18 protein-coding genes are annotated in these 19,733 nt (G+C 41.2%); 6 read left to right on the forward strand and 12 right to left on the reverse strand.

The genetic code is table 11. The features are described from left to right. Positions 1-106: 106 nt before the first annotated feature. The 4 genes from K8L98_RS22125 to K8L98_RS22140 all read right to left on the reverse strand — a co-directional run bounded on the left by K8L98_RS22125 (position 107) and on the right by K8L98_RS22140 (position 5,866). Positions 107-847 carry a LytR/AlgR family response regulator transcription factor gene (locus K8L98_RS22125; RefSeq protein ID WP_223438122.1) on the reverse strand — a complete coding sequence of 247 codons (741 nt, stop codon included), beginning with the start codon at positions 845-847 and terminating at the stop codon, positions 107-109. Beyond that, positions 822-2,603, reverse strand: a complete 1,782-nt coding sequence (locus K8L98_RS22130; protein ID WP_223438123.1) for a sensor histidine kinase — start codon at positions 2,601-2,603, stop codon at positions 822-824. The genes K8L98_RS22125 and K8L98_RS22130 overlap by 26 nt, the downstream gene beginning before the upstream one ends. 156 nt (positions 2,604-2,759) lie before the next feature. Next, entirely contained in the window at positions 2,760-4,229 is a 1,470-nt protein-coding gene (locus K8L98_RS22135) for a UDP-N-acetylmuramoyl-L-alanyl-D-glutamate--2,6-diaminopimelate ligase (protein WP_223438124.1), read from the reverse strand. A 374-nt stretch (positions 4,230-4,603) separates the two neighbouring features. After that, positions 4,604-5,866 (reverse strand): S1C family serine protease, encoded by a 1,263-nt coding sequence (locus K8L98_RS22140; protein ID WP_223438125.1) that lies wholly within the window; start codon positions 5,864-5,866, stop codon positions 4,604-4,606. Between the two features lie 148 nt (positions 5,867-6,014). On the opposite strand from K8L98_RS22140, the gene K8L98_RS22145 reads away from it, so the two are divergent. Beyond that, complete coding sequence (locus K8L98_RS22145) at positions 6,015-6,683, forward strand: response regulator transcription factor (RefSeq protein WP_223438126.1); 669 nt, start codon at positions 6,015-6,017, stop codon at positions 6,681-6,683. Beyond that, the gene (locus tag K8L98_RS22150; RefSeq protein ID WP_223438127.1) at positions 6,683-8,032 is read left to right on the forward strand and encodes a sensor histidine kinase; all 1,350 of its coding nucleotides are present in this window, start codon (positions 6,683-6,685) and stop codon (positions 8,030-8,032) included. The genes K8L98_RS22145 and K8L98_RS22150 overlap by 1 nt, the downstream gene beginning before the upstream one ends. Before the next feature lie 109 nt (positions 8,033-8,141). Here the strand turns inward: K8L98_RS22150 and K8L98_RS22155 are convergent, their stop codons facing one another. From K8L98_RS22155 to K8L98_RS22165, 3 genes are all read right to left on the reverse strand, one after another. Further along, positions 8,142-8,603, reverse strand: coding sequence for an NUDIX domain-containing protein (locus tag K8L98_RS22155; protein ID WP_223438128.1), 462 nt, complete (start codon positions 8,601-8,603; stop codon positions 8,142-8,144). 87 nt (positions 8,604-8,690) lie between these two features. Further along, positions 8,691-10,250, reverse strand: coding sequence for an acyl-CoA carboxylase subunit beta (locus tag K8L98_RS22160; RefSeq protein WP_223438129.1), 1,560 nt, complete (start codon positions 10,248-10,250; stop codon positions 8,691-8,693). Next, positions 10,247-11,917, reverse strand: a complete 1,671-nt coding sequence (locus K8L98_RS22165; protein ID WP_420828805.1) for a class I adenylate-forming enzyme family protein — start codon at positions 11,915-11,917, stop codon at positions 10,247-10,249. Before K8L98_RS22165 ends, K8L98_RS22160 begins: the two co-directional genes overlap by 4 nt. 198 nt (positions 11,918-12,115) lie before the next feature. On the opposite strand from K8L98_RS22165, the gene K8L98_RS22170 reads away from it, so the two are divergent. Both K8L98_RS22170 and K8L98_RS22175 read left to right on the forward strand, forming a co-directional pair. Further along, positions 12,116-12,937 carry an SDR family oxidoreductase gene (locus K8L98_RS22170; protein WP_223438131.1) on the forward strand — a complete coding sequence of 274 codons (822 nt, stop codon included), beginning with the start codon at positions 12,116-12,118 and terminating at the stop codon, positions 12,935-12,937. A 109-nt stretch (positions 12,938-13,046) separates the two neighbouring features. Beyond that, positions 13,047-13,355, forward strand: coding sequence for a TIGR04104 family putative zinc finger protein (locus tag K8L98_RS22175; RefSeq protein WP_223438132.1), 309 nt, complete (start codon positions 13,047-13,049; stop codon positions 13,353-13,355). A 125-nt stretch (positions 13,356-13,480) separates the two neighbouring features. Here K8L98_RS22175 and K8L98_RS22180 read toward each other — a convergent pair whose 3' ends face one another. Together K8L98_RS22180 and fumC are read right to left on the reverse strand one after the other, a co-directional pair. Next, positions 13,481-13,975, reverse strand: a complete 495-nt coding sequence (locus K8L98_RS22180) for a GNAT family N-acetyltransferase (RefSeq protein WP_223438133.1) — start codon at positions 13,973-13,975, stop codon at positions 13,481-13,483. 233 nt (positions 13,976-14,208) lie between these two features. After that, the gene (fumC, locus tag K8L98_RS22185; RefSeq protein ID WP_223438134.1) at positions 14,209-15,594 is read right to left on the reverse strand and encodes a class II fumarate hydratase; all 1,386 of its coding nucleotides are present in this window, start codon (positions 15,592-15,594) and stop codon (positions 14,209-14,211) included. Positions 15,595-15,907: 313 nt separating this feature from the next. Between fumC and K8L98_RS22190 the strand changes: the two genes are divergently transcribed. Together K8L98_RS22190 and K8L98_RS22195 are read left to right on the forward strand one after the other, a co-directional pair. Beyond that, complete coding sequence (locus K8L98_RS22190; RefSeq protein WP_275976769.1) at positions 15,908-16,117, forward strand: HAD hydrolase-like protein; 210 nt, start codon at positions 15,908-15,910, stop codon at positions 16,115-16,117. Positions 16,118-16,136: 19 nt separating this feature from the next. After that, positions 16,137-16,421, forward strand: coding sequence for a hypothetical protein (locus K8L98_RS22195; protein ID WP_223438135.1), 285 nt, complete (start codon positions 16,137-16,139; stop codon positions 16,419-16,421). 107 nt (positions 16,422-16,528) lie between these two features. Here K8L98_RS22195 and K8L98_RS22200 read toward each other — a convergent pair whose 3' ends face one another. From K8L98_RS22200 to K8L98_RS22210, 3 genes are all read right to left on the reverse strand, one after another. Next, positions 16,529-17,431, reverse strand: a complete 903-nt coding sequence (locus tag K8L98_RS22200; RefSeq protein WP_223438136.1) for a hypothetical protein — start codon at positions 17,429-17,431, stop codon at positions 16,529-16,531. A 14-nt stretch (positions 17,432-17,445) separates the two neighbouring features. Continuing rightward, complete coding sequence (locus K8L98_RS22205) at positions 17,446-19,290, reverse strand: PAS domain S-box protein (protein ID WP_223438137.1); 1,845 nt, start codon at positions 19,288-19,290, stop codon at positions 17,446-17,448. Between the two features lie 193 nt (positions 19,291-19,483). Then, positions 19,484-19,612 carry a Ger(x)C family spore germination C-terminal domain-containing protein gene (locus K8L98_RS22210; RefSeq protein WP_223443699.1) on the reverse strand — a complete coding sequence of 43 codons (129 nt, stop codon included), beginning with the start codon at positions 19,610-19,612 and terminating at the stop codon, positions 19,484-19,486. Positions 19,613-19,733 lie beyond the last annotated feature (121 nt).

Here is a 19,733-nt window from a genome sequence, read left to right on the forward strand (position 1 = left end):
AAGCGAATTCACAGCGTTTTCATGATAACCTGTCGGATATTAGGAATGAGGTGCAAAATAGTCAGGTTGAAATGCAAAAGAATGAAAGCGGTTTTTTCAGCAAGAATTAAAATCCCAGCCGCTGTTTCAGCTCTTTTACATAAGTACGGCTTACCGGTACTTTCGATCCATCTTTCATGATGAGATTATATGTTGAGTTAAACCATGGTTCAATCTCTGAAATGTGCTGCAAATTGACAAGAAAGCTCCGGTGTACACGCACAAACGAATCATGGCTCAGTTTCTTCTCAACTGTTACTAACGGTTCTCCCGTTTTATATTCCTGCTCCATTGTTTTAATAAGCGTTTTTCCTTCTGCAGAACCAACGTAGACAATTGCTGGAATATCTACTAACGCGATCCGTTCTTCAACCAATAGAGGTATTTTCCCTGTTTGTTCCATTTTATAAGAACGGGTATCTGATTGGGTTTCTATTCCGCCAATCGTTTTAAGACTGAAAATTTTATCTAAGGTTTGTTGTATCCGCAATTCATCAAATGGTTTTAAAATATAATCAACTGCATCCAATTCAAATGCTTTTAAAGCATATTCATCATAAGCAGTAGCAAAAATGATTGCAGGTGAAGGTTCTAATGCTCGAATTTGCTCGGCTAACTGCAAGCCGCTGTCTTCGGCAAGTTCTATATCCAAAAACACGAGATGCGGTTTGCGATCAAGTATTTGCTGGATAGCATCTTCTATGCAGTCGGCTTCCCCAACAATTTCTATCCTCTTACTCCTAAGCAGGAGATATTTTAATTCATCTCTCGCCAACGGTTCATCATCTACTATAAAAGCCTTTAACATGGTTTTCGTATACTCCTTTTTTATCAAGAGGTATTGTTACAAGTACTTTTGTACCTATACCTTCTTCACTGTGGATATGGATGCCAGCTTTCATATTGTATATCCCTTCCAGCCGCTCACGTATATTTACCAGTGCAGTCCCAGTGCCCTCTTTAGACTTTACAGCTTGTTTTCCTAATGACTCTGTCTCATCTTTAGTCATTCCTTTTCCGTCATCTTCAACCAATACATACATTTTTTCATCCTTTGTATAGGCGTGAATCAAAACATGACCTTTGCTTTTCACATGAGAAAAAGCATGACGGATGGCATTTTCTACTAGCGGCTGTAATGTAAATGGAGGAAGAGTAACCTTTTCAAGGCCTTCTTCCATTCTTAACGTGATTGTATATTTATTTGGAAAACGTGCTTGTTCCAATGATAAATAAGCTTTAACGTGTTCCAATTCTTTTTCAAGCGTAATGACCGTTTGACGGGATCCCTGCAAATTACTGCGGAAAAATACACTGAGCTCCAGTAATAGTTTTCTTGCTTTTTCAGCATCCGTACGGCATAAAGCAGAAATCGTATTGATGGCATTAAACAAAAAATGAGGATGAACCTGAGCCTGTAATGCTTTTATTTCCGCATCTTTCAGCAATTTACTTTGCAGCTCTGCTTTGGCTAGTTCCAATTGAGTTGAAAAAAGATTCGCTAACCCTTCTGCAAGCTCTTGTTCAACTTCATTCATTTGATTTGGATGCTTAAAATACAGTTTAAGAGTTCCTGCCGTTTTATCATGTACTTTTAAAGGCAGTACAACCGCTGCCTGTAATGGGCAATTTTCATTAAAACAGAAGATCTCTTCCTTTTTCCTTGCAGTTATGATGGTTCCTTCTTCAAGCACTTTTTTCGTTAATCCGGTCGCAAGTCCTTTCAAAGGAAGATGATGGTCGGAAGCTGCACCTACATGTGTTAATACTTGCTTCTGATCGGTAATTGCCACAGCGTCTGCATCTGTCAGCCTTAACAAAATTTGCGCCACTTCTTTACATGAGTCAGGATTCAAACCCTGGCGAAAGAAAGGCAGCGTTTGATCGGCAATGTGGAAGGCTTTATTTGTTTGTACTGCACGTGCACGTTCTTCCTCGCGAAAGATGGATTGAATAATAAACATAAACAAAAGTGTCCCGAATCCATTAATTACAATCATCGGAATCCCGATCACCTTAATAAGATCCAAGGCCATTTCAAAAGGTTTTGTGACAAGCAGGATAATCCCCATTTGAATGATTTCCATCACTACACCTACACTTACCGCAAACAACGGGGTAATCCTGGATTTTTTGCGGTATTGTACACCTATATATCCTGCGGCAAGGCCCGCTAAAACAGCTGAAATTGCACATGCCTCTGCTGTAAAACCACCCAGAGTAAACCTGTGAAGCCCTGCAATCAAACCAATACCCAGTCCAACAAATGGCCCGCCAAGCAAGGCGCCGATTCCAATACCTAATATTCTTGTATTGGCAATGGCACTATCAGGTTCAACCTCCAAAAGCCAAGTATGCTCCGCCACAGAATTAGGATTAATTTCAATTCCCGTATAGTTGCTCATGATCCCAAAAATTCCAAATACAGCAATCAATAACATCTTTCCTGAAATCCGCTGATCATTATTTATAATTCTTTGGAAAGATTTAAGTCTTGAGAGCAAGAATGCAACAATAAAAATAATGCCCATTCTTTCTAACATTAACGGCAGTAAATGCATCATGAGGAATCATCCTTTAAATTTATCATTCCATACATCTTACAACAGAGTATAATTTATTGTCGATTTCTCTATCCTTATCGCGGTTATAAAGAAAAAGAGCAGAACCATAATTGGTTTGCCCTTATCTGTCATTTTTTGATACACCTATTCTTAAAATCAAGTTGCAATTGTCGTATTTTGATCGATCAGCAATGCGAAAGTTTCCTGATCGGATTTAGACGGGAGTTCATAGTTGTCCTTATACACTTCGCTCCCTTTTCCGGTGACAAGGATCCAATCTCCCGCTTCTGCCATATCCCAGGCTTTTTTTATGGCAAGTGTCCTGTCAGGTATGATAAGATCCGCTGCTTTGCCGGAAGCCTCACGATATTTTTCAAGCTCTGCTATCATATCGTTTTGATCAATTCCATTAAGATCATCTAACGTCAGAATTGTGCAGTCAGTCATTTGCGATGAGACTGCCATCATTTCATCCCGCTTGCTTTCATCACGGTCTCCCCTGAATCCAAATACATGCAGGATTCGTTTTGCCCCGCAATCACGGGCTGTTTTTAAACAGTAAGAAAATGCATCAGCTGTATGCGCGTAATCAATGACAGCCGTGGCATCATTGGGATGACTGTACATTTCGAACCTGCCCGGAATTCCCGGAAATGTTTTGAATGCATCAATCAGCCGGTCAGATTCAATTCCTATTTTTCTTCCGGTCAGATAGGCCATGGAAGCATTATAAATATTATGAAGACCAGGAATTGTCATCTGAAAATGAAGCTGTTTTCCAGACTCTGTGACTTCGAAATCTGAGCAGTGAAACTCACTTTTAGAATCAAAAATAAGATCGTCCTTTTCTGTTTTTCCAAAAGTCGACACTTTGATTTTTCTCTGGTTCAGCAAATCCGTCAGCTTTTCTCCCCACTCATCATGAGTGCTGATAATAGCTTGTCCGCCTTCTTTTAACTTTGAAAAAAGCAGCTGCTTCACTTCAAAATATTCTTCAATCGTATGATGATAATCCAAATGCTCATGAGCAAGATTTGTAAACAGACCGATGTCATATTCAATGCCTTCAAGCCTTTTTTGAGCTAAGCCATGTGAAGAAACTTCCATAATGACAATATCATCATCGCTTTTGGCTAAAAGCTTTTGTAATTCCAGTGAATCAGGTGTTGTATTTTTCGAATCATAGGTCTGCCCATTTATTACATTGTGTACTGTTCCAAACAATGCACAAGAATAACCTGCATATTCAAGGATATGTCTGAGCATAAAAGAAGTTGTAGTCTTCCCGTTTGTACCCGTAATTCCGATCATAATGTGTTTAGCAGACGGAAAATCATAGAAATGTGCCGCCAGATTAGCCAAAGAATCACGGCTATTCTCAACTCTTACATAGGGTACGGTCAAATCTGCCAAATTCTGCTCTCCAATTACTGCCGCCGCACCTCTATCTATTGCATCCTGTATATAATCGTGCCCATCACGCTGATATCCTGTAATGGCTACAAATAAATAGCCCTCTTCTATTTTAGAAGAATTTGCTTCAATTCCTTTAATATCAACAGATTCCAGTTCTTCGCTGCAGAAAGCAGAATGACCGGTCTCCTCTAACATTTTTTGTAGTTTCATGATTGAACTCCCTTATATGGTGGCATCCGTTCATATTTCGGTTATTTTATGTAACTTTAGGCAATGTTATTTGCGTGCATGAAATTGCGTTATCATATTTGTTCGTAATGATTCCTGTTTTATGAGGGAAGATGCGGGAAGAAAATGCTGGATGATTATTATGGGGATCCCTCAAAAAGAAGAGAGTTCTGTCTTCTTACATTGTTTTTATGACCGCTTTGCATTAGTTTCTGCTGACGACTTTCATCGGATTTGTGGCCGCTTTCCAATTACCTCCTTAATCTCATATCAGCACTCTTCAGAATCCCGGTTTACAGCAAAACAAAAAAAACAGCCCCGAAAACCGGGGCTGTACAAAAGGGGGGTAATCTATATTAACTATTCACAACCTCTTTCTGAGACAAGGTTATTTTTTCCGTTACCTTTTCTCCCTGGCGGTAAAATTCAACATCAATTTTATCGCCGATACTTGTTTGTGAATAGAGGAATTTGCGAAGCTCATTTGAATTTTTGATCTTCGTTCCATTCATTGCTACAATGACATCGCCTTCCTGCATTCCTGCTTCTGCAGCTGGTGAAGACGGGCTTACTCCCTGAACGAAGACTCCCTCTGTTATTTCATTCGGCAGCTGAAGTGTGTTTGTACGGTATTGTTCAGGCACTTCGCTTAAGTCAAGGAGTCCTACTCCTAAGAACGGACGGTCTACTTTTCCCTTTTCAAGCAGTTCATCAACGATTGGCTGAAGGTCGTTGCTTGGTATAGCAAATCCTAATCCCTCAACACCATCCTGTGTGATTTTCAAGCTGTTGATGCCAATGACCTGGCCGCTCATGTTCAGCAAGGGTCCACCGCTATTCCCGGGGTTAATTGCCGCATCCGTCTGAATAACATTCAATTCCCAGCTGCCTTCTGAAGTTGAGATGGGAATGGTGCGGTCCGTTCCGCTTATAATACCTTCAGTAACGGTGCGGGAGAAATCCAGTCCAAGCGGATTTCCGATCGCAACGACTCTTTCACCTGCACGAAGCTGTCCTGAATCGCCGAAGTCGGCAACTGTTTTTGCAAACTTGCTGTCAATTTTAAGAACGGCTGTATCTGTCAGCGGATCAGCTCCAACAAGCTCAGCCTTCGATTTTTCTCCATCTGAATAGGAGATTTCGATGCTGCTTGCACCCTCAATTACATGGTTATTTGTAATAATATAGGCTGTTTCCCCATCTTTTTTGAAAATAACACCTGAACCCGTGCCTGCTTCAGCATCCTGTGTTCCGCCGCCAAAACCCTGCTGCTGCTGTTTGTTTGATATCCCGACAATCGCAGGCGACAGATTTTCGACCATGTCCGCAATGTCGCTCGTTTGACTGATAGGCTGTGTGTTCACAGTACTTGAGTCGTTTTCTTCTTCAGCCGTATTAGAATCAATGGAATAAGAAGGTTCCTGTGTGCTTGTCTCATCATCAAGGAAAGGCTGTACCCCAAGCACCAGCGCTCCGCCTACTACCCCGCTGATAACAGATGACATAACCGCTCTCCATCTGGACGGCTTTTTTTGAGGATGTCCCGATCTGACCATGATCTCGCGTGCGTCCGGGTCTAATAATGTATCTTTTCGTTCTGTATCGTCGTAATATCCCATCCTGATTCCTCCTAGTGAATTTCTTTGTTAACCCTACTATAAAAAATCATTTTGGGAGAAAGATGAAAAGATTATGTGAAATTGTCAAATGATGACCTTATCCGTGATGACATTGTATAATTACGTTTAAGAAGGAGCGTGAACTGGATTGTCCTACTCTATTTTTCTTGTGGAAGACGAACAGAATTTAAATGATTTGCTGACAAAATATCTGGAAAAGGAAGGCTTTAAGGTTACCTCATTTACTAATGGGGAAAATGCGCGCCAGGCCATTCATGAAACTCCTCACCTTTGGGTTCTCGATATCATGGTGCCGGATGTTGACGGCTATCAATTAATAAAAGAAATTAAAGCGGCATCGTCAGATACTCCCGTTATTTTCATTTCTGCAAGGGATACAGATATTGACCGGGTGCTTGGGCTTGAGCTTGGAAGCGATGACTATATTTCAAAGCCGTTCCTCCCCCGTGAACTTGTGATTCGCGTTCAGAAGCTGCTGACCCGTGTTTATGAGAGCAGCTCAGTTAAAACAAGTGTGCAGCTTCCGCCTTATACCATTGATGAAAGTGTGCGTTCTGTCTCGCTGAATAATGAAAATCTAAATCTGACTTCTAAGGAATTTGATTTATTGCTGCTGTTTCTGCATAACAAAGGTCAGGCTTTTTCGCGCGAACAAATGATTGAGCACATTTGGGGCAGCGATTATTTTGGCACAGACCGGGTGGTTGATGATCTCGTCCGCCGGCTCCGAAAAAAAATGCCTGACTTAAAAATAGAAACCATCTACGGATATGGGTACAGGATGCTGACAGGATAATGAAAAATAAATCATTGACTTTTCAAATATGGATTGTGATCTCTGGCATTCTTCTCGTCATTTCTTTGATGCTGATGATTATTTTCCCGACTACACTCAGGAATTTTTTCACGAAAGAAATCTACACAACGATTGAAAATGAACAGCATATATTGACGGAATACCACCTACAGGGAAATATCCAAATGGATCCTCTTACCGGAAATGGAGAGAAGCTCTCCCCTGACCGTTCGGTTCAGCACATCATTCTCCCTGAGAGCGCGCCTTTTTTTTACAACGAAAAAAAGCTGCCGCTTAGATTTCTTCAAGAAACGCAAACACTTGCTTCTGCTCAAAAGGATATTACGGAAGAATACTCAAGGGAAATTAATAATGAACGGCTCTTTTTTGTAATCAAGAAGGTGACAGTTGACGGCCAGCCGGCTTTTCTTCTTTCATATGCATGGGACTCTTACCGGAATGATCTTGTTTTGACTTTATTTAAGCAGCTTGTCTTAGTCATGATCATTGTGTTTCTTTTCAGCTGGATTCCATCTATTTGGCTTGCGAAGTATCTGTCGCGTCCAATTGTTTCTTTAGAAAAGGATGTTAAAAGAATTTCGAATGAAGATTGGCATGAACCGGTTGTACTTGATCGAAGTGATGAAATCGGAAAACTTGGAGAAACAATTGAAGTAATGCGGAAACGGCTTGTTCAAAAGGATGAAGCACAGCGCACCCTGCTGCAGAACATCTCTCATGACTTGAAAACACCGGTCATGGTAATCAGAGGATATGCGAAATCTGTAAATGACGGCATTTATCCTAAAGGCGATCTGACCAGCACGATGGATGTTATAGAGGAAGAAGCGGAGCGTCTTGAGAAAAAAATTAAAGACTTGCTGTATATAACGAAGCTGGATTACTTATCTTCACGCAACTCAGGCAAATCGGCGGAGGTTGAGCTGAATATGACGGTTCGCGAGGTCATTGACCGCATCAAATGGTCACGCCAGGAGCTTGATTATGAAATAAAACTGGACCAGGCGGCTATTCATGGCGATGAAGAGCTGTGGATCAAGCTGCTTGAAAACTTATTTGAAAATCAGCTCAGGTATGCGGATTCAATAATCGGTGTTCATCTAAAAAAAGCGGGGAATGACTTCCTTCTTAAAATATGGAACGATGGACCCCCGATTGAAGAAGACATTCTGCCTCATCTGTTTGAGCCATTTCATAAAGGCAGCAGCGGTGAATTCGGGCTTGGGCTCAACATCGTAAAAAGAATTGCTGAGCTTCATCACGGTACAGTTTGGGCTATGAATGAGGATAGAATGAGTACGTTTTATGTGAAAGTACCAAAAAGATAGCAGACGGCCTTTTTAAAAGGCCGTATTTTTATGTTGAAGTCCATGATTTCTGTGCTAGCATCCAATAACAAAAAAGAACAGCTTTCATGCTGCTCTTTCAATTCCCATCTTAATTAACATCTCCCAAATAAATCTTTTCCGGATGCTTCCCAGATTCAAGCTCCATAATGGAAGGCAGCATCGACATCGGATAAAGCCGATAATCGGTAAGATTTTTTACGGGCAGCCATTCTACACCAATTTGGCCGTCATCCGGAATGATACCTGCTGCCGGTTCAGGCTGCCCTTCTTTAATGCGGCATAGAAACATCAAATCCAATTGATGGAATTCTCTATCCCAATCAAACCCATGATTACCCCCAACATAATCCCGAACAAAAATCAGGTCATCAATCTCAACTTCAACCCCAATCTCTTCCATGCACTCTCTTTTCAAATTTTCATGAAGGTTCTCGCCATGCTCTTGTCCGCCTCCTGGCAAAATGTAGAATGGTCCAATCTCATCTTCTTTCTTGATGACCAAAATCTTGCTTTCTTGAATAATAATGGCTTTTGATGCTGTACGTACCATATATGTTCTCCTTTTGACTGAAAATTTCATCCTCCCCAATTATATTGGAACTTCTGAGAAAATTGTCATTTTTGTACAGTGTTTCTTTTAATATCCTGTCGGCCAATTCGCTAATCTGCGTTCACTTTTTGTCCCATTTTTAACAACGGCAAATTCTAGCGCTTTACACAGATATTTCCTTGTGTCCCTTGGATCGATCACATCATCAATATAATGCTTGGATGCTGCTTTGTACGGGGAGCTGTCAAAGGCCCATTGCCCGAGCAATTTCTTCCTTGCTTCATCCTGACTGATTTCATTCTGGAGCTGCCTGCCGTATACAACATTGATGCCGACCTCTGGTCCAGTGAAATTAATTTCAGCTGTTGGCCAAGCAAAGACAAAATCAGCCCCCATCGTCGGTCCGCACATATTTCCGTAAGCAGCGCCAACGCTTTTTCTGATGACAACTGAGATTTTAGGTACAGTTGACTGAGCCAGTGCCTGATTCCAGATCATGATTTTAGTCGGCATTTTATCCCGCTCAGCTTCTTGACTTATTCTAAATCCTGGTGTGTCATGCAGGAAGATTAACGGAATATGATAGGAGTCACACAGACATATAAAATCAGTGGCCTTATCGCACTCCTTTGGTCCCGCAGCTCCGGCAAATTTCTTTGGCTGATTTGCAACGATCCCGACAACTCTTCCATTCATTCTGGAAAATACCGTAATTAGGCCTTCTCCATAAGTAGATTTATATTCAAAAAACTGCTGATTGTCTACGATTTCCCGAATGATCTCCTTCATATCATAGACTCTGTTTTTCTGTCCCGGCAAAATATTCAATAGGTTTCCTGCACTGCGGTACGGATCATCATTTGTCTCAATGTAACGAGGCTCATCATCAGCATTTAACGGCATATAGCTGAAGAAGGTTTTCAGCTGCTCTATACATTGTTCTTCCGTACTGCCAAAGGAATCTGCCTGTCCTGTTTCTTCTGCATGAACCTGCCAGCCTCCAAGCTCTTCCGTATTAACCTTTTGACCTGTTGCCATCGAAAGCATTCTCGGACCTGCAATAGCCATACATGTTCCTTTTAGCATCGTGACAAAATCAGAGGATACCGCCATCCATGTCGGCCCTCCAAAACTGTCTCCCACTATCGCCGTCATTAAAGGCACTTGTCTTGAATGGGTTAACATTTCTTGAGGGAACAGCTTGTCGCTAATGCCATCGGAGCCCATCCCATCAGGCATCCTAAGTCCTCCTCCCTCATTCAGATTAAACAGCGGCAATCCCCGTTTCAAAGCATATTCATGTACTTTTTTGGATTTCCTTATATGAACAGATCCCTCTGTGCCGGCAAAAACCGTTTTGTCACCAGCCATAATAACTGCAGGCCGGCCATCAATTTTTGCTAGTCCGGTTATTAACCCATCCCCATAGCTTCTTTCTTCTGCACCTGGATAATCAGAGTGATTCAGCATCCCAAGCTCCAAAAAACTGTCAGGATCAGCCAGCAATTGGATTCTTTCTCTTGCAGTCTGAAAACCATTTTTGTGGAGCAAATCAATTTTCTCCTGCCCCCCGCCAAACTTGGCTTTTTCTTTTCTCCTTTTCAGATCCTCAACTGCGTCATGAACGGAATTCTTTACTTCATTCATTTTTTTACCCCCTCATTTTCAGGTGTTTTTAATAACCTCCTCAAAACTTTTCCTGAGCTTGTAGAAGGCAGTTCATCTCTAAATTCAATCTCTCTGGGGTATTTGTAGGCAGCCATATGTTTTTTAGACCAGTTAAAGATTTCTTCTTCCGTCACTTTTTCTCTCTCATTTGGTTTCAGCACAATAAAGGCTTTAACGCTTTCGCCCCGGACAGAATCCGGGATCCCGATGACAGCACTTTGCATAACTGCAGGATGCTCATTCAATAAAGCTTCAACATCTTCAGGGAAAACACTGTATCCTGAGCATTTAATAAGCTCCTTCATGCGGCCAAAGAAATAGAGATACCCCTCTTCGTCAAGCATTCCGATATCACCTGTAAAGACCCATCCATCTCTCAAGGTTTCAGAGGTTGCATCTGCTCTGTTTAGATAGCCTTTGAAAATCCCAGGATTCTTGACAGCAATTTCTCCTCTTTCGCCTGGAGCAGCCGGAGACCCTGTCTCACCAGCTATAATTTTGATTTTATTCTCATAGACTGGGATCCCGCAGCTTCCGAACTTTATCTTATCTTTAGGCATAAACGTATCACATGTATGGGTTTCGCTCAGACCATAAGATGCCTCATGCATGATGCATCCTTTCGTAAGCTCATGCCATTTATCAGCCAGTTCTTTTGTTACCGGCATTCCAAAGCTTGTAGAGGGATTATGCCTGAGAGATGTAAGATTTCTTTTGTCCGCACCCGGTGTATGTAAAATCGCTGCATTCATCGGTGCAACACTGTACCAAGTAGTTATTTTGTATGTTTCAATCACATCAATAGTAGTTTCAGGATCAAATCTGGTTAATAGATAACAAGTGTTTCCTGAGTAAACAGGAATATTCACACCCATGACCATTCCTGCAATATGACATAAAGGAGCAATCGCCAGTGAACGGTCATCTTCCCTCATTTCATTGGTTTCTGCAGTTGCAGCTGTTTTATAAAGAGAGCTTCCATAAGTTAGAAGTGCACCCTTTGGTCTTCCGGTTGTACCTGAAGTAAAGATCATTAATCCAATATCATTCCAGGTATCAATCTCCGCATTTTTATTCAGCGGATCCTCTTCTCTAAAAATATCATTCATATCATGTGCGGACTCAAAAGTTTGTTTTGAAATAGGTAAGTCTTCAGGCAGCTTAAGAGCAGGCGTTTCAGGAATAAAATCTCCGTAATGAACGGTAATAGAAAGAATCGGATTATCCAGATCACTAACTGCTGTCTGAACCCTTGAATATAATTCGCAGCCGGCTATTATTCCTTTCATCCCTGCTTCTTTAAAAAAGTAGGACAGCTCAGATTCTTTGTACATTGGATTAAGGGGGACAACGATTCCTCCAATTTTTTGTATGGCATAATGCGCAATGATGTATTGAGGGCAATTCTGCATAAATAATCCCACTGCATCCCCTTTTCTTACATCATTTCGGTTTAAAAAACCGGCCAGCTGGCAGATTTTTTTCTTCAGCTCTTTCCAGGAAATTTCTCTTCCATAATACGAATAGGCAATTGCATCAGGTTTTTCATCACAATGCTGATCAATATACTCGTGAAGCGGTCTTTCTCCATGCCGGTATTGCAGGGTTTCCGGCAGATAGGATGGCCAATAAGACAGCTGAGTCATTTTCATTCCCCTTTTCCTTTATAATTGAACAGAGATAAACTGACCGGTTAGTATGTTGTGAGATTATTATACAATGAATCTTCCTCTCTATAAACAAAGTTGTTTAAATTTTCTAAAAAAGGGCGTCTTGCACTTTATGTTTACAGCTTCACATACAGGGAAAATAAAGGGCAGATAAGTAAAAGGAGGGTTTTCCATATGGGAAGATTAAAGGATAAACTGGCGGTTATAACTGGAGCTGCAACCGGGATTGGCGCTGCGACTGCGGAGGTTTTCGCAAATGAGGGAGCAACCGTGGTTTGTGCAGATATCAAGGAAGGGCAGCTGCAAGAGACGGTTGAAGCCATTCGCTCAAATGGAGGACAGGCGGAGGCTTATTATCTGGATGTTGCCAATGAAGAGAGTGTGGTCTCTTTTGCTGAAAAAATAAAACAGGTTTACGGTAAGATTGATATCCTCTTCAACAATGCAGGTGTCGATCAGCAGGGCGGCAAAGTGCACGAATATCCTGTTGAACTGTTTGACCGTATAATGGCTGTGGATTTGCGCGGAACATTTCTATGCAGCAAATATTTGATTCCGCTTATGCTTGAAAATGGCGGTTCCATTATAAACACCTCCTCAATGTCCGGCCGTGCAGCGGATCTTGACCGTTCAGGGTACAATGCCGCAAAAGGCGGCATCACAAACTTTACAAGAGCTATGGCCATCGATTATGCCCGGAATGGAATTCGGGTGAACTCTTTATCTCCAGGCACAATTGAAACACCCTTAATTGATGCCCTTGCAGGCAGCAAAGAAGAAGAAATGGGACAGAAATTCAGAGATGCTAATAAGTGGATGACGCCACTCGGCAGATTAGGAAGTCCAAAAGAAATAGCGACTGTAGCTCTTTTCCTGGCATCTGAAGACAGCTCTTATGTGACGGGAGAAGATATTACGGCAGATGGCGGAATTATGGCCTACACCTGGCCGGGAAAAATGCTGATTGAAGAAAAATGGAAGAAAGAAACGGAATAACACGGGTACTCCTGCTTTTAGGAGTACTTTTTTTCCGCCTGTATTCTCTGTAATTCCCATCAATGCTACAATATAGGAAATTGACACTAAACAGCCAGGAGGCCACGCGTTGAAACTGCCGACATGCACGTCTTGCCATTATAAATTCACCTGGAAAGAAACGCTTCTAACCACGCTGAAATTTACTAGAATTCTAATATGCCCTAAATGCGGAACAAGCTTGTATCCAACCCCTAAATCAAGAACAAAGGGAACACTCTTTATCGCAATCCCAATCGTTGCTGCGAGTTTTATCAGTTCCATGGCGGGTGCTGATGCTGCAGTAAGAATAACAGCCATTATTCTTGCAGGAATGCTATCCGTCCTGCTGTCGCCTTACTACTATGAATACACAGAAGAAGATAAGCCATTGTGGTAAATAATAGGGTCTGAATATTCACATAGTGATTAGCAGGACTTTTCTGCCGTTAAATCTTGCTGGCTACTGTGTTATTTCCATTCTCATTTTGTTACTGCACGACTCATAGTTTAATAGAACAATCACTATGTGCTGCATTCCCCGCCGTTTGCTGCAAAAATATCTGCCTTTGTTGATTTTATATATATCTTTAACGAGCCGCCGCTTACACCAAATACTTCTCCTTTGTGCGTCCAGCCATACTTTTCATAATACCCTTCCAAATCCGTGCTTAAATAAAGATTTTCAAATCCTTTCCTGCTTGTTTCTTCTATGGCATGCTTAAGCAGTCGGGAACCAATTTCTTTTCCTCTATGCTCTGGAAGTACATATAAACAAGCAAGCCAAGGATATATGTCCTGACGACTGTTAAGATCATTTCTAATTAATGCGAACGTCCCCACTATACAATCATCTATTATCGCTATATAGAACCTTGGTATTTCATCTTCAGTTTTGCATGAATGAATCATACAATCTTGATAAAACTTATAATTGTGTTCGTTTCCCCACTCTTCCCAAAAAACAGCAACTGCCTTGTCAAATAAGTCTATCCGCTGTTGTATTTCAACTATTTCCAAAAAGCTGCACTCCCCTCAATACAAACTCTTGATAAAACTTTGGTGAACCTTCTGATAAAATTCTTTTTCTCAAAAGACCTATTTATGGTGGCTTCCGTCAAATATTCCAATATAGATAGACGCCTCTCCATTAGAAGCGCCATTTTATTGAACATCATTTAATAAAATTGTTTTTCAGACAATCACTTTTTTGTTATAAAACTTCAAGATAAATAGTGACACCGTCATTTAGCCTATTTCCCCCGCGGTCCAATCATATCGAGCGGATTCACATACTTATCAAATTCCTGTTCGGTCAGCAATTGAAGCTTTAATGCAGCTTCTTTCAGAGTGCTTCCATCTTTATGGGCCTCTTTCGCTATTTTTGCTGCATTTGCATAACCAATATGAGGATTCAAAGCTGTTACAAGCATCAAAGATTCATTTAAATATTTATCTATTACATCCAAATTCGGCTTGATGCCAATCGCACAATGGTCATTAAAGGAGTGAATCGAGTCAGCAAGCAGTCTGACCGATTGCAGGAAATTATACATAATAACCGGCTTGAACACATTCAGTTCAAAATTTCCCTGACTTGCTGCAAATCCGATCGTTGCATCGTTCCCCATCACTTGTGCTGCCACCATCGTAATGGCTTCACTTTGGGTTGGGTTCACTTTTCCGGGCATAATGGAGCTTCCCGGTTCATTTTCAGGTATGGTAATTTCGCCGATCCCGCACCTAGGACCGCTTGCAAGCCATCTTACATCATTTGCAATCTTCATTAAATCTGCTGCAAGTCCTTTTAAGGCCCCATGAACAAAGACAATCTCATCATGACTGGTCAGGGCGTGAAACTTGTTTTCTGATGTGCGGAATTTTGTTGCTGTATATAGACTGATCTCTTCAGCTACAAGTCTCCCAAAATCAGGATGGGCATTGATCCCCGTGCCTACCGCTGTACCTCCTATTGCAAGATCCCTCATTTTTTCTACAGATAACAGAATCATATCTTTCGATTTTTGCAGCATATGAACCCAGCCGCTTATTTCCTGGCCCAATGTGAGCGGGGTAGCATCCTGAAGATGTGTTCTGCCGATCTTGACGATATCTTCATTTTCTTTGGATTTGTTTACAAGTGTTAAATAGAGCTTATCAATTGCCGGAACCAATGAATCAAAAACAGAGAGCACTCCTGAAACATGCATAGCTGTCGGAAACGTATCGTTCGAGCTTTGTCCCATGTTGACATCATCATTGGGATGGATGACTTGATCAGACTCATTTAACAGCGCGTTTCCCCTGTTTGCAATCACTTCATTTACATTCATGTTGCTTTGCGTTCCGCTTCCTGTCTGCCATACAACCAGAGGAAAGTGTTCATCAAGCTTTCGGCTTAGGATATCATCGCATACTTTCACAATCGCTCTCTCTTTTTCAGCGCTTAGCTTTCCTAATCTTCCATTCACTTTAGCTGCGCTTCTTTTTAGAATAGCGAATGCGTCAATCAGCTCCTGAGGCATTCTTTCCATACCGATTTTAAAGTTTTCTTTGCTTCGCTGTGTCTGAGCCCCCCAAAACTTATCTGCAGGAACTTTAATCTCACCCATCGTATCTCTTTCGATTCGAAATTCCACTTTCTCCACCTCCGCATTTTTATCCTTACCCTTTTATTCAAGAAAAGTTCATATAAACCTTTTTAACACACCTATTCTTCCGCTGCTTTTTTGATAAAATATAGAAAAACGGCGGTGGATACCCCGGAATCAGCAGTCTCCTTTAAGACTTGCACCGTGAAAAGATTTGCTGCTTCAAAACCAGCCATTTTTGCAGAAAAAATTCTGAAGCATTTCAAAATGGATTTCTATTTTGATCAAATAGCCGGCAGCAGCCTTGATGGCACACTTATCGCCTAGTCAGACAACATCGCAGAAGTTCTGAAGCATTATCCTGTTAACCCGAAATCAGAGATTTGACCGTGAGCAGGATATCATCGCAGCAAGAGAAAATAACATTGCTTCAATTGGGGTTTTATACGGATATGGTTCGAAAAAAGAACTGGGTTCTGCTGCACCGGATTTTCTGGCGCCATCAGTGGACGAACTAAAGAAAACCCTTATGCACCAAGGAAATTCACAGCTTAATCAAACGTTTGTTTAACTATTAATGAGGTGATAGAATGGGAGATTTCTTCGTACTGACGGCGGCATTGCTGCTCTTAATTTTTGTTTTAGATACGCTTGCAAAATTGAAGGGTTCAAGTAAGGACAAGAACGAAAACATTCTTAAACTATATTTAGGGTTTTTAATCCTTATTGCCACTTCCGTTATTCCCTATAAATTGTGGAAGCTCACAGGCAGCCATCATAGTCCTGACGGCATGCTCGTCACGGCAGGTGCTGCCCTTGCCATGATTGTTTTCGTTATCAGTTTTTATTCCCGCAGAGTTAAAAATCATGCATGAGAGGCTGCCGGGAAACATACAAGTCCTCACAACAGTGAAAACCGGATCTAGAATTTGCAGGATAATTTAAGAAATAAAAAAACTTCAGCGGAAACGCTGAGGTTTTTTTATAGTTCTTCTATCCGGTTAAACTCCCGCAAGAGTCTCAGCTTTTCAAGCGTAATCCAGCCCTTCCATTCTTCTTTAGCAAGAAGCCAAATATCTTCATATTGCCCCCAAGACCAGGCTGGTGCAAAGCTGCCGTCATCGGTTTGCTGTTCAATGATGAAATCAAGATTCTGTTCCACGCTTTCAGCGAATAATGGATAATACCTGGAGCTTGGTGACTGAATCACACCCGTCGGCTGGAGTCCGTATCCTATCCAGTCTTCTGGATTTCTGATGATGCATTTGCTAACAAATTCATCCAGATGAACGGTCATTTCACGGCGGGATACGTGCGGCGCTTTTTCAGCAAGTCTAAGATAGCAAAGCAATTCATGAAATTCATATTCCTGAAGGCCCTGAAGATGGCTGATTGCATGATCAGTCAATTCAGAAAGCATGCTTTCTGGTATCAATTTTTTATATTCATAAAAATAACCCAGTACTTCAGCATTTGGATTTCCCCAATCTGCCCCAGCCTTTTGGTAATTCCACCAGGGTGCCCTCGGTGCAGATTCTACCTCAGGGGGCACTTTTTCCCAACCATGAAGTTCTGGTTGATAGCTCTGAATGAAATAAGCAATAGCGTTGTTAAGAATTTCGTCTTCTTCATCCGCGTTCACTCTGGATAAATACTGCATGCCGACCGTTGAGGCAAGTGCTGATGAATCTGAACATCTGAAATCCGGCTCAAGTCCATTCCCGAAGCCGCCATCTTGATTCTGATATGTTTTAAGCTCCATTAGCACATCTTCTTTAGAGCCATTCTCAAATTCAAAAAGATATAAAGCGCGGTCAACCTTTCGCGCTTTTTCAAGCATAAATTTCCGCGCTTTAAGAAATTGCCCCTTTGTAAACTGCTTCATAACCTTAAGCCCCCCTACTTTTTCAGTCTGATGATTACCTTTGTGCCTTTGCCAAGTTCGCTTTCCATTTTGAATTCCCCATTATGCTCGGTAATGATTTTGTTGCTGATTGTAAGACCCAGTCCAATGCCTTTTTCTTTTGTTGTAAAAAAAGGCGTTCCGAGTTTTTCCAGACGCTTTTCATCAATACCTGTCCCATTATCCTCAAACGTCAGCTGATAAAATAAATCATCCTTGTTTTCTCCTCTTATTTTAAGGCTGCCTCCGTCCGGCATAGCTTCTATGGCATTTTTCATAACATTGATGAATACTTGTTTCATTTGATTTTTTTCACATTCTATTTTTGCGGCATCTGAATCAAATTTAAGATCGATAGCCACATTTCTGAGGGAAGCCTCTGGATTTAATAAAATCATCGTGTCTTTAAGAAGTTCTACAACATTAGTGCATTCTTTCAGATGAATAGCCTGGGGCCTTGCCAGTGCCATAAATTCATTGACGATCTGCTCAATTCGGCTTAATTCATCCATGATGACATTCTGATATTTTATCTCATTCTGGTCCCTGTCTTTTTCAGTCAGCAGCTTAAAGAATCCCTTAATGGATGTAAGCGGATTCCTGATTTCATGGGCAACACCAGCTGCAAGCTCCCCTAGTACGGTAAGCTTCTCATAGTTGCGGATATATTCTTCGACTTTTCTTTTTTCAGTAATATCCCTTGATATGAACACAATGCTTTCTGGGTCCCCATGCTGATTGAAAACAGCCATTCCTTTTCCCTCAAACAAGACAGCCTGTCCTGTATGACTGATCTTGTGATAAGGGATGGTGACAGGTCCTTTTGTGGTTAAAAGGGTGTGTATAATCCCTTCTGCTTTAGCATGATCATCAACAAGTATATATTTAAAGACATTTTGCCCGATCATACGCTCAGGCTCGTATCCCAGGACTTTTTTATAAGAGGGCGATGCGTATATATAATTTCCTTTAAGATCGACTACACATATTAAGTCGTTGCTGTGTTCTAAAATGATCCGGTACTTGCTTTCGCTTTTTCTCAATTTTTCTTCTGTTTGCTTCCGCTGTGTAATGTTTCTTGAAATGACGATCGCATGCTTTAAGGATTCATTTTCAGTGACGGGAATTCCATGCGACTCAAGCCATATATAAGTATGATCCTTGCATAAATATCGATACTCAACCGTCATCTGTCTATTTTCCTTGAGCATTTTATAAAATTGGCCGGCAATCAGCTCCCTGTCCTCCGGATGAACGAATTGAAAAGGAGTGTATCCGACTGCTTCTGATATATCATACCCAAGTACTTCTTTATAAGACGGAGATACATAGGTGAAAAGTCCGTTTGCATCTAGAAGCCCAACGATATCACGCATATTTTCAGTAATCAGACGGAACTTTTTTATCGTTTCCTCGTGTTCTTGTTCAAGTTTTTTCTTAATTGTGACATCTCTTATAATCACCTGGGTGGATTGCCTGTCCCCCCATATGTTTGGCAGTGATGTTACTTCCATGGTTAAGGGCAATCCTCGTCTGGTATACCAGATCTGTTCCATTGAAGACGGTGTGAAACCATTTTTTGTATCGGTGATCCGCTGCTCAATTATCTCTCTATGCTGAGGATCAATTGAATTCCAGATGGATTTTCCAATGAGATCCTCCTTGCACTTTAACTCTAACAGATTCATGGCAGAAGGATTTATATATGTCCACTTTCGGTTTTCGTGAATTAAAAATGCGGTTGGAGAGTTCTCAAGCTGATTAAGATAGACTTCCATTAAGCCATCGAGTCTTTCCTGAGAAAGAAATTTCTCTTCATGAGCCTGTTCTTGCTTCTTCATCGCGGTCCATCTCCTCCAAATACATACATATCCTTAATATATCAAAAATTCAATTAATAAGGTACTGCCCTAGTAGCGAATAAATAAAAAGCCCGTATTTTATGATCAATACGGGATGTGTTTCTAATGAATTTTGACTCTTCCACGGCATTGTTGATTTTCACTCACTTTTAATGAAGCTTCGTATTAGCCATTAATTAATAATCCCATGGTGGACTATTTCCACACTTACTTTAGGTTCAATCAGGATGTTTGGATAATCCTCCTCCCATTTTACCTTTTTCCAGATAGCGGGATGATAGGCAATGAGCTCTCTCCCAATACCAACGGACTGAAATCAGGTACAATGAACCACATGATTGTTTCTCAAGCATACTCAAAATTTATAATTGTGAAAATTATCACTTGCAAGATTGCCGATTTACCTGCTATATTGCTAACAA

The sequence above is a fragment of the Metabacillus dongyingensis genome, from assembly GCF_019933155.2.
Taxonomy (GTDB): Bacteria; Bacillota; Bacilli; order Bacillales; family Bacillaceae; genus Bacillus_P; species Bacillus_P dongyingensis.

Excerpts from the sequence above, each read along its gene's own strand:
- K8L98_RS22125 (WP_223438122.1), bottom strand. The coding sequence starts at position 847 with ATGTTAAAGGCTTTTATAGTAGATGATGAACCGTTGGCGAGAGATGAA.
- K8L98_RS22130 (WP_223438123.1), bottom strand. The coding sequence starts at position 2,603 with ATGATGCATTTACTGCCGTTAATGTTAGAAAGAATGGGCATTATTTTT.
- K8L98_RS22135 (WP_223438124.1), bottom strand. The coding sequence starts at position 4,229 with ATGAAACTACAAAAAATGTTAGAGGAGACCGGTCATTCTGCTTTCTGC.
- K8L98_RS22140 (WP_223438125.1), bottom strand. The coding sequence starts at position 5,866 with ATGGGATATTACGACGATACAGAACGAAAAGATACATTATTAGACCCG.
- K8L98_RS22150 (WP_223438127.1), top strand. The coding sequence starts at position 6,683 with ATGAAAAATAAATCATTGACTTTTCAAATATGGATTGTGATCTCTGGC.
- K8L98_RS22155 (WP_223438128.1), bottom strand. The coding sequence starts at position 8,603 with ATGGTACGTACAGCATCAAAAGCCATTATTATTCAAGAAAGCAAGATT.
- K8L98_RS22160 (WP_223438129.1), bottom strand. The coding sequence starts at position 10,250 with ATGAATGAAGTAAAGAATTCCGTTCATGACGCAGTTGAGGATCTGAAA.
- K8L98_RS22165 (WP_420828805.1), bottom strand. The coding sequence starts at position 11,917 with ATGACTCAGCTGTCTTATTGGCCATCCTATCTGCCGGAAACCCTGCAA.
- K8L98_RS22170 (WP_223438131.1), top strand. The coding sequence starts at position 12,116 with ATGGGAAGATTAAAGGATAAACTGGCGGTTATAACTGGAGCTGCAACC.
- K8L98_RS22195 (WP_223438135.1), top strand. The coding sequence starts at position 16,137 with ATGGGAGATTTCTTCGTACTGACGGCGGCATTGCTGCTCTTAATTTTT.
- K8L98_RS22200 (WP_223438136.1), bottom strand. The coding sequence starts at position 17,431 with ATGAAGCAGTTTACAAAGGGGCAATTTCTTAAAGCGCGGAAATTTATG.
- K8L98_RS22205 (WP_223438137.1), bottom strand. The coding sequence starts at position 19,290 with ATGAAGAAGCAAGAACAGGCTCATGAAGAGAAATTTCTTTCTCAGGAA.